Here is a 15,035-nt window from a genome sequence, read left to right as displayed (position 1 = left end):
GTTATACTCCTATTCCCTTAACCACGTGCTCGGATATTGAAATCAGGGTAAGCTTCCGCTCCATGTTCCCCAAGATCCAAACCACTGAGTTCTTCTTCTTCACCCACTCGGATTCCACCAGCGAGTTTCAACACATACCACAATACGAAAGAGACAACAAAAGTGAATCCACCGATTGCTAAGATTCCGTAAATTTGTGTTAAGATAGAAGGAACTTCTACTCCAGCAGGCGCGCCTTCGTATCCGAAAATTGCTACAGCTAGTGTTCCCCAGATACCACAAACTAAGTGAACAGATGTTGCACCAACAGGGTCATCAATTTTGATTTTGTCGAAGAAAAGAACAGACAATACTACTAAAATCCCGGACACCGCTCCAATGATAGCGGCAGATGTAGGACTTACGATCGCACAGGGAGCAGTGATTCCCACAAGACCAGCAAGAGTTCCGTTAAGAATCATACCAAGGTCAGGTTTTTTCAAAATGATCCAAGCAGTCACAGTGGAGGCAAGTGCACCGAGTGCTGCGGAAATGTTAGTAGTCACAATAACATGTGACATTACACTTCCGTCACCTACTCCCATAGTAGAACCAGGGTTAAATCCAAACCAACCGAGCCAAAGGATAAGAGTTCCAAGTGCTGCAGATGTCATGTTATGACCAAGGATTGGTTTAATTCTACCATCTGGCAAAAATTTTCCTTTTCTTGCCCCAAGAACGATGGCACCAGCAAGAGCTGCCCAACCACCTACGGAGTGTACTACGGTAGAACCAGCAAAGTCATGGAAACCGAGTGCGGAAATCCATCCACCACCCCATACCCAGTGACCTGTGAATGGATACATAACTGCTACAAGGATAAAAGAGAAGATAAGAAAAGAATGAAATTTAATTCGTTCTGCTACTGCTCCAGAAACAATGGTTGCTGCCGTTGCTGCAAAAACCAACTGAAAGAAAAACTTTGCAAGAAGAGGAACACCAGTCCAATTCATAGAGGAATACACACCTTGGTAAGCATCACCAATGGCGGGAGAATTATCAGCTCCACCTAAGAAAAAAAGACCTTCCGTTGCCATAAAGGGAGATCCGTCACCAAACATCAAACCCCAACCAATTGCCCAATAAGAGAACGTTGCAGCTGCAAAAACGATAAAGTTTTTTGCGAGAATGTTTACGGTGTTTTTTGATTGAGCAAAACCCGATTCAACGAGAGCAAAACCGGCATTCATAAAGAATACCAACATACCAGCGACTAGCACCCATAAGGTGTCTAAACCAACTGTCAAAGTTTGGATTGCGTTTGCGGTTTCTTGCGCCGGGTTCGCGACGGTTGCAGCTTCATCTGCAAAAAGGAACATCGGAACAACCAGGAGCAGGAAGGCGATTGATTTGAAATACTGTTTCATATTACCATGTTTCCTTTCCATGTTATTTGCTTAGTAACAGTGCAAGATTGGTACCCAAATTGAATTCCAGGGACCAGAGACCGGAAAAAAAACAATTCATGCCTAAAAACCCTCCATTTTGTCTAAATTCTTAAGACAATTCGCAAGAATCTGATATGGGAGGAATCCCAAACAAAAGACAATGTGATTAAATATAAAACATATCGTATTTTTATTATACAAATCTACTCGACTTTGGCTTTAGTCCACTTAGGAAAAAAAGTAACCGAATTACCTTTTTCCCCCTCTAATAAAGGTGAATCAGGAACGAATCCGTCTCTGTAATGCCAACCCCATTCAGAACCATGGAAAGTACATCCTCTATTGGATGCAGGCCTACCGCCGGTTTGATTCGAACCATGCGTTTTCTTTTGCTGTCCGTCTCGCAGAGGAACAAAACAAAGAACTGATTGTGTATGAAGGATTACGTTCCGACTATCCATGGTCTTCCGAGAGGATCCATAAATTCATTATGGAAGGGATGTATGATAACCAAACAAGAGCAGACGAGTTAGGCATCAATTATTGGCCTTTTGTTGAATCTAAAACAAATCCCGCCCGTGGTATTTTAAAAGAATTATCCAAAAATGCTGCGGCAATTGTTACTGATGACTTCCCTTGTTTCATCATTCCCGAACAAACGAATAAATTGGCCGGAAAAATCAACTGCGCTCTTTTTGCTGTGGATAGTAATTCACTCATTCCATTCTCTCGATTTGAAAAAGAAGCCAGTGCTGCAAGGATTCTACGCATTTGGATTCATAAAGAATTTTTAAAAGGAATTCCAGAAAGGGCAAAACCAAATTGGAAAAAAGAAGATTTAAAAGGCCTTCACCAAAATTCAAAACCACCGAATGGATTTGGATTACCAAAAGAATTGAAACCATTTTTGGATGCCTTTGGTTTTAAAGACAATGTAATCCCCGCCAAAGATGTGAAAGGTGGTCGTAATGAAGCACTTAAGATTTTAAAAACATTTATTTCAAAAAAAATAACAGAATATGAGACAGGTAGATCCAATCCAAATCCCCCTGACTTAACTGCCACAAGTGGCCTTTCTCCTTACCTACATTTTGGACATATTGGAATCGAAGAAATCTTCTATGCTGTCTTAGATACTTCCTCAAAAGGAAAATGGAATCCAGAACGCATGAGTCACAAAAAACCGGGAGATCGGGAACATTTTTATTCTGAATCAACTTCCGCCAATCATTTCTTAGATGAACTCATTACTTGGAGAGATATTGGATATTTATTTTTTTGGAAATCCAAACCTCAAAATATAAATTTAGATCATCTGCCGGATTGGGTTAAAACTAATTTCAAAAAACACAAATCAGATACGAGAGACTATCTTTATTCCCTAGAACAATTTGAATTTGCCAAAACACACGATGAACTTTGGAATGCAGCCCAAACAGAACTTGTCAAAACAGGAAGGATGCATAACTATATGCGCATGTTATGGGGGAAAAAGGTAATCGAATGGACCAAATCCTACGAAGAAGCTTTTCAAATTTTAGAACATTTGAATAACAAATATGCATACGATGGAAGAAATCCAAATTCTTATACAGGGATTTTATGGTGTTTTGGATTATTTGATAGACCATGGTTTCCTGAACGAAATGTATTTGGAAATGTTCGGTTTATGTCTTCCGATTCCACAAAAAAGAAGTTTAAAATGAAATCCTATTTGGAGTATATTGGTGAACTGAGCGGGAACTCCGACTCACTTTTTCCATGACAGAAGAGAACCTACCGACTACATTTGAAGAAACAAAAACCAATTTTGATTCTATTTACTTTTACTTTGTCATTCTTTTTAACGACTCCATCCATGAATTTTCATATGTAGAAGATTGTTTGATGAAACTTTGTTTCAAAACAAAAAAGGAAGCAAAAAAAATTGCCATGGAAGCACATACCAATGGGAAAGCAGTTTGTTTTCAAGGTAGTATGGAAGAATGTGAAACCGTTGCAGAGAATATGACAAGTGCCAATTTAACTGTGATTTTAGGTGTATGAAGCAAATACAAGAGCAGATTCTATCTGATCTAAAAAAAGAAGGAAACAAAGAAAAGGCAGAATTTTTTCCTAAGTTCTTTAAAACTGGACCAGGCGAATATGGTGAAGGTGACAAGTTTTTAGGAGTCACTGTTCCCATCCAAAGAAAGGTAGCAAAAAAATATTATAAAGAAATCGATATCCCTGCTCTCAAATCACTCATCACTTCCCCATTTCACGAAGTAAGATTAACAACTCTATTTATTTTAGTTCTGAAATTTGAGTCCAAGGATATCACTGAAAAAAAACAAAAAGAGATTTTTGATTTTTATCTCAAACATATAAGTTCAATCAACAATTGGGATCTAGTCGATTCAAGTGCCGACAAAATCCTCGGTGCCTTCTTATTTCAAAGGCAAAGAGATGTCCTAAATAAACTCCATACCTCTAAGGATCTATGGAAAAATCGAATTTCAATTTTAAGCACATTTTACTTTATTCGAAAAAATGACTTTAACGATACGTTACGATATTGTGAATCTTATTTAACACACAAACATGATCTGATCCACAAAGCCACCGGATGGATGTTACGTGAGGTTGGGAACAGAGACAAAAAAATCCTAAACCGTTTTTTACAATCTAACGCAGCAAAGATGCCAAGAACGATGCTACGTTATGCAATCGAAAAATTTCCAGAATCTGAAAGAAAATTCTGGTTATCCATTAAGTAATTTTTGATTTATGTTCTGGGTTTTACTTTTGTCACAAAGTACACTTTGACCGGCTCCGACTTTCCTTTGAGGGAGAGTTCTTTGATATCTTCATATTCAATGTATTCACTCCCACCAGCAGCCAAATAAGCGGCTTCAGAAACTGCCACCTTTCCTGGAATCCCATGGCTTTCTAATCTGGCAGCAGTATTCACTGCGTCACCAATAACAGTGTAATCCATTCTTTTCACAGAACCAATATTCCCTACAATAGCCTCTCCATAATTGACCCCAATCCGCAACCGGAAAGTTCCAGGAGGAAGCCCTAAGTCACGATTGATTTCTTCCATTTTTTTTTGCATATCAACAGCACAAGCAATTGCATGGTATGCATCTAATTCTGTTTGTTTAGGCGCACCCCAAAATGCCATAATAGCATCTCCAATGAACTTATCCAAAGTGGCTGAATAATGAAATATCAAATCAGACAAGGATTCAAAGATTGTGTTTAAATTTTGTAAAACTACACCGGGAGGATTTTTTTCTGCAAAAGTGGTAAAACCTACGATATCAGAAAACAAAGTAGCAATGTCTCTCTCCTCGCCACCTAACTTGATATTATCGGCAACGATGGTTTCCATGACCGCAGGCGAAAAATACCGAGAGAGCCTATCTTTTTCTTCTCTTTGTTTTTCAACTAGTCTTCTAGAATCAATCATGTTCTTTACAATCGAAAGAGCAACCGACACAGAAAAAGCTGCAAAAGCATAATCCTTTAAATACGTATGACTAGGATACCATTCCCATTGCATTTCAACAAAGATATCATTGAGTATTAGAGTGATGAAGGCTAAAAATCCGAGTGAAACTGTCCCCATAGAAGGGACTTTTCTTCCAAGGAAAATGATATAAAACAAGGAAACACCAAGTAATATAGTCACAAAACTCCAATAGATAAAAAACTCCGAAAGAAAAAACAAATTCGGAGAAAATAGAGCCACTACCATTGACAGAACTCCAGCGATATCAATGTAGCGATTGGTGACAGCAATCCAACCGAATCTTACGTGGGCAAACCGAACGATAAAGTTAAACAGTAAATGTACAAGTCCTATCCAAGCAAAATATTCTATTTTTTTGATCCAAAATCCATCGCCCACAATCGAATAAATAATTTGGCTTTGGAACAAAGTATTCAATGCCATAAAAATAGAACCTAACGCAAAATAAATAGTAGCGTCGTCTTCGTTTCTGAACAAAAACTGCCAGTATAAATAAAAACTTCCAAGTAACATGGTCAATACGATCACAAATATCTTTTTGAAATCGTTCCAATACTCTGCTCTTTCCGCATATTTTACAGATGAAATATAAAACTTATCATGTGATAAACCAGGGCTTAAAGGATATTTTGCATACACACGAACTGCAAGAACATTGGGTTCATCTGTTTTGAGTTGGTCTATGGGAATCTGGTAAAACCGAATTTTATCGGTGTAAAGGGACTTATCTTCTAATGCTGTTCCAACTTCTGTATCTAAGTGGAGGCCAGTTCCTCCGATAAACTTTCCATTCCAATACACTGCATCTGCTTGGCTGATTTGACCCAAACGAACTGTTAAATTTCTGGATTTAAATTTTGACCGAATGTCCTCTTCTGAAATCTGAATTTCTGTTCGATACCAAGCATATCCTTGGTAAGTACTTTGGAATTGAGCAAAGTCAGGGAAATACAATTCTCCATCTCCGTCTCTTACTTTATCCCAGGCTGTTTGGATTTGAAACCCAGAGATCCAACCATTTCGCACAGATTCTTCCAAAAGAGGTTGGGCATGAGCAAAACGTAATGCTTTAGTCTGTCCATTTTCTTCATCTAAATATAAATCATCTTCTTTTTCTCCTGAAACGAGAGGAGAGTCTCCCGGTTTAAAACTCCACTTGTGAACTGTTTGACCAAAAGAAGTCTCTGACCTAAGGTCCAAAATTTGGTTGGTCAGAAGGACTTGGGCCGTGGTGTTTGAGAGAAATCCCGTAAAAAATAGGATACTAGGCAGGAAATAAAAGAGTCTTTTCGAAAAAACCATGTCGGAAATCATATTAAAATCAAAAGGAACTGGCAAGTATAAAACATTGGACAAAGTTATTGTGGAAAGTTTGGATTCCGATTTTTCGGGGATCGTCACTGCACCTAACGGAAAAAAGGTGAATGTGTTTTTTACCTACCCTGGAGATGAATTAATTGTAGAGTATGTCAAACGAAGACCAAGACAAAGATCTTTGAGGATCAATGAAACCATCCGAAATCACGACTGGAATTTAGTGAAATGTAATGTGTTTGGAGAGTGCGGAGGATGTACGGGCCAACATATCGACTACAAAGAACAATTAAACTTAAAATTTTCACCCATCATTGATGGATTCCAAAAAGACTTAGGTATTTCAATCCAATCCATTCCTTCTGAACAAATTTATGAATACAGATCCAGAATGGATTTTTCTGTATTCCCTGGTCCCATCATCGGACAAAGGCAACGTGGAAACTTTCGAAAAGTTGTGCCAATTACATCTTGTTCCATCCAATCCAACTGGGCAAACCAGGCCCTAAAAGACGTACAATCTGTACTCAATCAAATGCCAGAAATCATTTGGGACCGAAGATCAGAAGAAGGTGGATTAAAATATCTCACGATCAGAAAAGCCCAAAACACAAATGATGGAATTTTGATTTTTACCTTTACTGATGGTTATGAATCACATCCTTCTATGGAAAATTTTCGTAAACTTTGTTTGAATTCCCTAACACAAGAATCTTTGCTTTTTTGTTATAACCGACCGAAATCAGAAGTTTCAGCCTTTGGTCGTCCAGAAATTTTACGTGGAAAATCAACCTTTATTGAATCTGTCCTTGGCAAATCATTTGAAATCCCTTTTGATTCTTTTTTCCAACCCAATCCCAAAGGTTTTTTACCGATCCTTTCGTTTATTAAAGAACGTTTACCAAAAACTGGAAAAAATTTAATCGATTTATTCTGTGGAAATGGCTTCTTTTCTCTGTTATACGGTGACTCATTCGAACATATAGATGGTTATGAACTCACCGAGTCTTCAATTGAAATTGCTTCCCAAACCTTCCAAAGAACATATCCGAACAAATCTCATTCTTTTCAAATTGCAAATTTGTTTATGTCAATTGAACCATTAAAAGAAAGGGATAACGCAACTTTGATTTTAGATCCACCTAGAGCGGGTGCCGGAAAATTAGTAAACCAGTGGATACGAGATTTTGGACCGGAGTATGTCTTCTATGTCTCTTGTAATCCTTATTCACAAAAAGAAGATGTGTCCATTTTTCTTCCCCAATATGATTTTGTGGATGGAATTATCATAGACCCCTACCCGCACACTCCTCATACAGAATCAGTGCTTTTCTTTCAAAGAAAACCCAAATAAATTCCCTTCACCAATTTTAGAATTTTTCCGAAACTAGAAGGGAGGGTACTATGAAGATTCAAAAATCGATGATCATTCTTTGTCTGGCCATTATAGGGCAAATCGGTTGTGCGAGTGTAATGGTTACCAATTGGTCACCTGAAGAACCAAATTTTAAATCCAAACCAGTTCGCGTTTTTCTCGGTTATGCGACAGACGAAGAAGTATTCAAATCTTCAGGTGAAATCATTGTTCGCGATGCCAATGACCTAACAATAAAAAAGGCTTATGACTTTTTATCATTGAATCCGACTGCGATCAAAGCACCAATCTCAATCCAAAGTAATTCAGAATGGATTGAATACAAAGGAGTCAGTTACAGAGGTTCTATTTTACTCAAACCAATCGAAGGAAAAGTTTTTATTATTAATTTAGTGCCGATCGAATTGTATCTTTTGTCTGTTGTTCCTTCTGAAGTGAGTGCCTCTTGGCCCAAAGAAGCCCTGAAAGCACAAGCGGTTTGTGCAAGGACTTATGTTGTAAGAGAAATGTTGAACCGAAAAAAACAAGAGTTTGATGTAGATACTTCTACCAATACACAAGTGTACAAAGGGAAAAATAAAGAACATAGAAATACAACTGAGGCAGTTTTTGAAACAGAAGGATTAATTTTAATTCACAAAGGACAACCCATCCAAAGTTTTTTCCATTCGAATGCTGGTGGGTATACAGAAGATCCCGTCAATGTTTGGGGAAGTCCTGTCGAATACTTAAAACCTGTTCCTTCTGAATATGACAAAGATGGAGAACAATACTCTTGGGAAGAAAAATGGAAAACTGACTTTATCAATACCAACTTACGAGACTTAGGTGTTGGAGAAATCCAAGACATCCTCGTGACAAGCCGTTTCCCCTCTTCCCGTGTGAATGAAATGGAAATTATTGGAACTTCCGGATCCAAAAAAATCAAAGCAATTGAGTTTCGAAAAAAACTAGGTGCCACTAAATTGAAGTCCACACGATTTGGGATCCGCAAGGAGGACTCTGGAGATTATTTCGTAAAAGGCCTTGGTTCCGGTCATGGCGTGGGAATGTCCCAATGGGGAAGTTTTGCTATGGCAAAAAGTCAATTCAACCACAGGGAAATCCTACAACATTATTTCAAAGGAATCGAATTCGCAAGAATAGTTGCTAGATAGTTGGGAGTTTTTAGTTTCCTTAGTCCAATGATTCTAGAATCTGACTTTAGGTCCCTAACCGAATGGCAACTGTTGAAGAATATCTTTCCCAAATCAAAGACCTGACGATTGTACCGCCAGTCTTACTTTCCGTACTTTCCCTAGATGATGACAATGAACTTTCCTTTGGGGAGTTGGAGAAAAAAGTCCAGTCTGACCAAGTGCTTGTAGCAAGACTTTTGAAACTGGCGAACTCACCTTTTTTCTCCAGAGGCAACCCCGTTGCGAATATGAAACAGGTCATCACTCGTTTGGGATTCAAAACAGTACGCAGTATGGTGGCGATGTCAATGACCGACTCGCTTTTTAGCCAAGGAAATTATAAAAAATTCCGAGACGAAGTTTGGGATCATTCCGTTGCAAAAGGAATCTTCGCACAAATTCTTTGTGAAGAAAAAAAATTAAAAAAAGAAGCGGAACTTGCCATCACATGTGGTCTTATGCAAGATCTCGGACGAATCGTACTCAATGCCATTGACCGAAAAAAATATGTGGAAGTTCTCACTGAATTCCAAACTTCAGATGTAAGTTTAATTTCCTTAGAGAAAAAAACTTTTGGTGTAGATTCTTATGAAATAGGAAGTGCTGCAGCCAAAGTATGGAAAATGCCAAATATTATTATTTCATCAATAGAAGATTTATCTAAACCAGTTGCAGAACAAACAGTTCTTGGTCAAATCATTGGATTTGCAGGTGTGATTGCAAAAGCCACAGGACACGGAAAACAAGAACCTGGTATGGAAGAAAAATTCGAAGATTACAAATTAACTCTTGGTTTAGAGATTGAAGATAAAAAAGAATTTTTAACTACAAAAGATCAAAAACTAAAATCAAACGAATTATACCAGTTCTGTAGTACTCTTTAGATTCGATAAAGTTTTCTAATCTTTGTATTAAGTTAAATAGGTTTTACACTGAGGATTCGGTGTAAACCTTCCTTTCCTTTAATTTTTACAGGCTCTAATTCTTCGTATTTATATTTATTGGCATATTCCTCTGGTAAAAAATTATACAACCCCTCAGAAACATAAACTTCCATTGGTTTCGCAATTGATTCCAATCGACTTGCCATGTTGACTGTATCTCCAACCGCAGTATACGAGAGTTTTTGAAAAGAACCAACGTTTCCAACAATTGCCTTACCTGATGCAAGGCCGATTCCAATCTGTGGAACAAAACCATAAATTTGTTCCCATTTGGGCTGCCATAGTTCAAACACTTGCACCATTTCCACAGCACAATCTAAAGCATTTTGTCTATGGTCTTCTTGAAACACTGGAGCACCAAACAAACACATGATAGAATCTCCAATATATTTATCGATCATTCCGCCGTAACCAAGGATCACTTCTGTCATAGCAGTAAAGTATTCATTTAAAAAAGAAATGACCTGCTCAGGTTTCATTTTTTCCGAAAGTGTCGTATAACCACGAATATCCGAAAACAATACAGAAACTTCCTGTTCTTTTCCTTTTTGATCAAGAGAGAGTGTATTGTTCATCAAACTTTCAACAATAACGGGATCTACATACATACCGAAAACATTTTGCATTTTCTTTTTTTCGGTTTCTAAATTTAATTTCTCTTCGTATTCTTTTTCCAGTTCCTTCTTAAATTTTTTGACCATCGTATTCAAATCTTGAATCTCTGTTTGGTTCATCCCATAAAGATTTTGAAATCTTTTTAAACTATCATCCATTTGAATCGAGACAACTTTTTTGCGATATATTTCTCTAAACAAATTGCGGAATCTATGTTCTAAAATATTCTTCTTTAACCGTCGTTTGCCGAAGTATTCATTAATTCCTAATTGAAAGGCTTGGATTGGGAGTTGTTTTCCCTCTGCTTTGGTAAACACAACAACGGGAAGTTCAGATGGACCGGCTAAATCCATAATCATTTCTAATATTGATTCGGGTGAATCTTCTAATTCAGGGAATTGGATTTCAGTAATTAATAGATCATACTGAGCTTTTTTGATTTCCTGAGCCCCATTTTCGAAAACGGATCGCCAAGTTAACTCGATGTAATCTCCAAACCACTCACTGAGCAGTTGGGAGATGGTATCATACGATTTCTTTTGAGGTTCTAGGACCAGGACACGAACGATTTCTTCTTTTTCTAAATCCACGCACCTTATTTTTCATTCTCTAAAATTTTGTGAAGCGCCTCTTGAAACTGGAAGGAAAATCTTCCCATTAAAAGACGAAAACCTTGCAAAATGACGTCTGGTCTAGGGGGATCTCCTGAAATATAGAGATCCGGTTCTTTCGGTAACTTACCCATTGGGTACAAACCACCGCTCACTGCTTCTGTTCCGCAAGCGATGAGTGCTTTAGGTTCTGCCATTACCTCCCAAGCAGTTTCCAAAGGTGCTGCCATTTTCTGACCAACTGGGCCAGAAAACACAATGGCATCGGCATGTTTGGGACTTGCCACACAACGAACCCCTTCTCTTTCCGAATCAAAAACTGAATTGAAAGAAGCATTTAGCTCTGACTCAACCGTATTGTTTCCAGCTGCTGCCACTTCACGATAGAGGAAACCTCGTTTCTTGGTTAAGTTCTGAAATTGTTTTTGATTTGCAGTCAGTGGAAAAGGTAAGTCACTTACTTTTTTCATTCGGCCGGAAAGGTAAGTGACTTTCAATTCCTCACGATTTAAGGCAAACGTATAAATAAAACCTGAATCGCGTAGTTTTCCTTCCGAACGTTCTGTACAAAGTCCACATTGCAAACATTTACCATAGTCAAATTGGACTTCCGAATCTGATACTATGCGGATTGCTTTTGTCGGACACACTTTTGCCGATTCAGATAAATTTCCAGAACCCTCTTGCATCTTTTTAGTAGGAACAGGAATTCCTCTGCTTGCAGGATGGACAGGAGAAGCTGTATTAAAATTTAATACATTCTTTGGGAAAATAAAACTTTTTAGTTCATATAGAAAATTCATAAATCAAACCCAACATAACTAAGATTAAATGATTTGTTGTTTAATGGGAAATCACCGACCTGTTCTCCTCGAACTGCCAACTCCAAGGCATGCCAATTGAGAACGGAAGGATCCCGGATATAAGAGTTTTTGATCAAACCTTCAGAATCCATATCCAAAGAAACAAGAAGTGGTCCACGCCAGGCTTCAACAGCGGCAGTATAAATTCCTGCCTTGGCTTTCCCATTTTTTTCAATTGAGTTTAAATTCGCAAAATCATTGTCAGACCATAAAGATTCCCAATCAATTTCATCCAAATGCGACTCCATCCAACCTAACGATTGTTCGATCTCCGAATAACGAATGTACATTCGAGCCCAAACATCTCCATTATAATGGTGGTGTTCCTCCTGTAAAGGTAAGGCTGTCCAACCAGGATAATCAGGATCATTGATTCTTAAATCGTCACCTACTCCCGCCATTCGCGCCACCATTCCCAAAAAACCATGTTTTTGCACATCCAATTCAGAAATAAAACCACAACCCTGCATCCGTTCTTTCAACGTAGAAACAGACAAAGCTCTCAAAATTTGTGGACGAACTTTTTTAAAATATACCTTCTTTAAATTAAAAAAAGCATCTTTTGCTTGTTTTGCGGTAATACGTCGATTGACACGAACCTTACCTGGCCGAATGGCCGCTTTTCCAAATCGATTTCCAGTCCAAGTTTCCATAAGACCAAGAGCAGCCCCACGATCCGTCACACATACTCCATACAAAGGATAATATCCAATATCTTCAGAGATTCCACCCAAGTCTCCGATATGAACTGCAATACGTTCCAGTTCAATCAGAAAAGATCTAAACAAAGATACACTTTTGGAAACGGAGATTCCATACATCTCTTCATAAATTTGCGCAAATGCTTTCGCATAACCAACGCTAGTATCACCAGAAATAGTTTCGGAAAAGGGCATCACCTCTGCCATAGATTTTCCGTTAATTTTCTCACGAATGGCACGGTGTTGAAAACCCAATCGGATGGTTAAGTGGCGAATGACTTCACCTTCCACAACAAACCTAAAATGACCAGGTTCGATGATTCCTGCGTGAATGGGTCCCACTGCATGAGAATATGTTCCTTCATGAAAAGGAACAGAGAGTCCGTGGTAAGATAAATCTCTAACGATACCTGTTTTTTGGTGTAAAGAAAGATTTTTACCTCTATTCTCTGATAAATAGTCTTCTTCTTTTAACTCAGAATAATCTTCTGCACCCATATCTTGGCCGAATGTATGTCGAACAAGCCAAACTGGATACTGAGGATCTAGTAAAAAATCGATATTACTTTTTTTAGATCCTACTTCTTCTCGAATCAACTTTTGGTCGCGAATGATAAATTGGTGGTAAACACCATTAAAATTAGTAAGGCCTGTTATCTTTTCCATATATGCTCTGCCATCAAGTATGTTAAACCGTATGTTCCAATCACTACGGTGAATAAAAAACTAAACCAAAAGAATACTAATCTAGTTTGGAGTATTCCATATACACTTGATTCAAAATTCCGGTTAGGCAATCGAACCAAAGGTAGTACTTTGTTGAGTGCAATAAAGAAAAAGACAGCCCCCATAATAGGAAACAAAAACAAAAAAAACATCTTTTGTTTGATGGCTATTTCAATGACTTTTAAATCCAAAACAAAAACGGGTGATAGTGGAAAAACAAAAGCAACGAGTAAAGCTAGTAAATACATATATAAAGCTTTATGACTCAAAGAAGATTTTTCCAATATCTGCGAAATATTTCTTTTCCCAGCATCCATTCGTAAAATCCCCATAGAGAGAAAAACCAGAAGTTTCACTAACACTGTAGTTGTTAACAGAAAATAGAAAACATCATCAGATACATCTAACCATAAAAACAAAGTCAACATACCCGTATGAAACAAGGCAACCTTTGCTGAAATTCTACGAATGTCCTCGCGAGAAAATAATATTAACGTAGAGTAAAGAATTGTTAAAATCCCAATAAAAAGAAAGCCATTGGCCGCATTGATCATATGCGGATTGATCTCACGCTCCAATTGAATAAGAGGTCGAACAGCAAGAACTACACTTACCGGAACAAACGATGCAATCAATGAAGAAATTTGACTTGGACTCTCAGCATAAGTATCTCCAACCCAAAAATGATTTGGAACAAGTCCTAACTTTCCACTGTAACCATAAACAGTGAGTAAGATTCCAGTTTCAATGAGCAACCCACTTTGTCCAACTAACCCCTGTTTCAAACTTAAAAAATCTAAATTCTCCAAAGGAGTGGAAGCAAAAAGCAAGATAACAATCCCTAAAAATGCCAATCCAAGTGCATAAGAATTGATTAATAAAAATTTCCAACCCACATGAAAAGACCGTTCCGTTCCACTTGATGAAATTAACAAAGCCCCGAACAAAGTTGACGCTTCAATTAAAATCCACTTGAGTACAATGTTATCGGTAAACCAAGAATAAAATAAGGAACCGAAAAAACATATTTTCAAAAGACTCCACAACCAAATTCTGGTTTGTCCTTTTGTTGGCGCAAAAACAGAAACAAGAAAAATGATTACAAAGGCCAGAACGCCAGAGAAATAAAACAATTCTTTCATCATATTTTTCTCTCCTTTGTATGCATATGAGGAGAAAGTTGCAAAATTCCTCCAGAGACAATGACAAGAATTGCATCTAAAAAGGAACCAAATTCTAGTCCTACTGGTAATCCCTTATCCAGAACCATAGTTAAAACAAAAATTCCATTTTCAAAAACACAAAATCCAGCTATAAGAGCAAGCCAGTTCCGCCTAACAACGAAACAAAGTATTCCAACATATACGAGTAAAATTACGTAAATGAGTCCGATTTTATGAACAGGGATCGTGAGAACGGAAACTCCTTCCGTAATCTTCACAGCAAGAACCAAACCAAGTACCATAAACAATAAAGTTGCTAAATATCCAAAGCGCGGGGCCGTACTTTCGTTCATTTTTGATTTATTGGCTGTCCAATTCAAAACCCATGGAGTAAGGATTCCTTTGAACAAAACAACCATAACTATTAATGAAATTGCATGTGTCCAATCACCTTCGTGGGTTTGTAAAACAGGGAAAATCAAAAGAAACCCTTGTATGCTTAAGAAAAAAATAATTCTACTAAGCCTGTTCTCAACTAGAACAACAACTCCGGTGAGTAACAATAATAAATATATAAAATCGTATATCATAATAATCC

General features: G+C 37.7%; 13 protein-coding genes. 6 read left to right on the top strand and 7 right to left on the bottom strand.

From position 1 onward, the window contains the following. Window positions 1-17 precede the first annotated feature (17 nt). Window positions 18-1,406 (bottom strand): ammonium transporter, encoded by a 1,389-nt coding sequence (locus EHQ47_RS11165; RefSeq protein WP_135748988.1) that lies wholly within the window; start codon window positions 1,404-1,406, stop codon window positions 18-20. A 295-nt stretch (window positions 1,407-1,701) separates the two neighbouring features. Between EHQ47_RS11165 and EHQ47_RS11155 the strand changes: the two genes are divergently transcribed. From EHQ47_RS11155 to EHQ47_RS11145, 3 genes are read left to right on the top strand one after another with little or no spacing between them, the layout of a single operon-like run. Then, on the top strand, window positions 1,702-3,192 hold the full coding sequence (locus EHQ47_RS11155) for a deoxyribodipyrimidine photolyase (RefSeq protein ID WP_208727428.1): 1,491 nt from the start codon (window positions 1,702-1,704) through the stop codon (window positions 3,190-3,192). Beyond that, window positions 3,189-3,473: an ATP-dependent Clp protease adaptor ClpS gene (locus EHQ47_RS11150; RefSeq protein WP_135694920.1), complete on the top strand. Its 285-nt coding sequence runs from the start codon at window positions 3,189-3,191 to the stop codon at window positions 3,471-3,473. The genes EHQ47_RS11155 and EHQ47_RS11150 overlap by 4 nt, the downstream gene beginning before the upstream one ends. Beyond that, window positions 3,470-4,186: a DNA alkylation repair protein gene (locus tag EHQ47_RS11145; RefSeq protein WP_135748990.1), complete on the top strand. Its 717-nt coding sequence runs from the start codon at window positions 3,470-3,472 to the stop codon at window positions 4,184-4,186. The genes EHQ47_RS11150 and EHQ47_RS11145 overlap by 4 nt, the downstream gene beginning before the upstream one ends. 8 nt (window positions 4,187-4,194) lie before the next feature. Here the strand turns inward: EHQ47_RS11145 and EHQ47_RS11140 are convergent, their stop codons facing one another. Continuing rightward, window positions 4,195-6,249 carry an adenylate/guanylate cyclase domain-containing protein gene (locus EHQ47_RS11140; RefSeq protein WP_135777199.1) on the bottom strand — a complete coding sequence of 685 codons (2,055 nt, stop codon included), beginning with the start codon at window positions 6,247-6,249 and terminating at the stop codon, window positions 4,195-4,197. 46 nt (window positions 6,250-6,295) lie between these two features. Between EHQ47_RS11140 and EHQ47_RS11135 the strand changes: the two genes are divergently transcribed. The 3 genes from EHQ47_RS11135 to EHQ47_RS11125 all read left to right on the top strand — a co-directional run bounded on the left by EHQ47_RS11135 (window position 6,296) and on the right by EHQ47_RS11125 (window position 9,698). Further along, on the top strand, window positions 6,296-7,615 hold the full coding sequence (locus tag EHQ47_RS11135; RefSeq protein ID WP_135777241.1) for a class I SAM-dependent RNA methyltransferase: 1,320 nt from the start codon (window positions 6,296-6,298) through the stop codon (window positions 7,613-7,615). 56 nt (window positions 7,616-7,671) lie between these two features. Continuing rightward, window positions 7,672-8,793 (top strand): SpoIID/LytB domain-containing protein, encoded by a 1,122-nt coding sequence (locus EHQ47_RS11130; protein ID WP_208727433.1) that lies wholly within the window; start codon window positions 7,672-7,674, stop codon window positions 8,791-8,793. Between the two features lie 62 nt (window positions 8,794-8,855). Beyond that, the gene (locus EHQ47_RS11125) at window positions 8,856-9,698 is read left to right on the top strand and encodes an HDOD domain-containing protein (protein WP_135748993.1); all 843 of its coding nucleotides are present in this window, start codon (window positions 8,856-8,858) and stop codon (window positions 9,696-9,698) included. A 32-nt stretch (window positions 9,699-9,730) separates the two neighbouring features. Here the strand turns inward: EHQ47_RS11125 and EHQ47_RS11120 are convergent, their stop codons facing one another. The 5 genes from EHQ47_RS11120 to EHQ47_RS11100 are packed head-to-tail and all read right to left on the bottom strand — an operon-like array spanning window position 9,731 to window position 15,027. Then, window positions 9,731-10,963 (bottom strand): adenylate/guanylate cyclase domain-containing protein, encoded by a 1,233-nt coding sequence (locus EHQ47_RS11120; protein ID WP_135748994.1) that lies wholly within the window; start codon window positions 10,961-10,963, stop codon window positions 9,731-9,733. Between the two features lie 5 nt (window positions 10,964-10,968). Continuing rightward, window positions 10,969-11,787: an NADH-quinone oxidoreductase subunit B family protein gene (locus EHQ47_RS11115; RefSeq protein ID WP_135777198.1), complete on the bottom strand. Its 819-nt coding sequence runs from the start codon at window positions 11,785-11,787 to the stop codon at window positions 10,969-10,971. Beyond that, the gene (locus EHQ47_RS11110; protein WP_135777197.1) at window positions 11,784-13,214 is read right to left on the bottom strand and encodes a hydrogenase large subunit; all 1,431 of its coding nucleotides are present in this window, start codon (window positions 13,212-13,214) and stop codon (window positions 11,784-11,786) included. Before EHQ47_RS11110 ends, EHQ47_RS11115 begins: the two co-directional genes overlap by 4 nt. Further along, a complete protein-coding gene (locus EHQ47_RS11105; protein ID WP_135748997.1) occupies window positions 13,202-14,419 on the bottom strand; it encodes a proton-conducting transporter transmembrane domain-containing protein in 1,218 nt (405 codons plus the stop codon). The genes EHQ47_RS11110 and EHQ47_RS11105 overlap by 13 nt, the downstream gene beginning before the upstream one ends. Then, on the bottom strand, window positions 14,416-15,027 hold the full coding sequence (locus EHQ47_RS11100; protein ID WP_135694911.1) for a formate hydrogenase: 612 nt from the start codon (window positions 15,025-15,027) through the stop codon (window positions 14,416-14,418). The genes EHQ47_RS11105 and EHQ47_RS11100 overlap by 4 nt, the downstream gene beginning before the upstream one ends. Window positions 15,028-15,035: the final 8 nt, after the last annotated feature.

It is taken from the genome of Leptospira bourretii (genome assembly GCF_004770145.1).
In the GTDB taxonomy this organism is placed as follows: Bacteria; Spirochaetota; Leptospiria; order Leptospirales; family Leptospiraceae; genus Leptospira_A; species Leptospira_A bourretii.
This window is presented reverse-complemented; position numbering and strand designations above follow the sequence as displayed.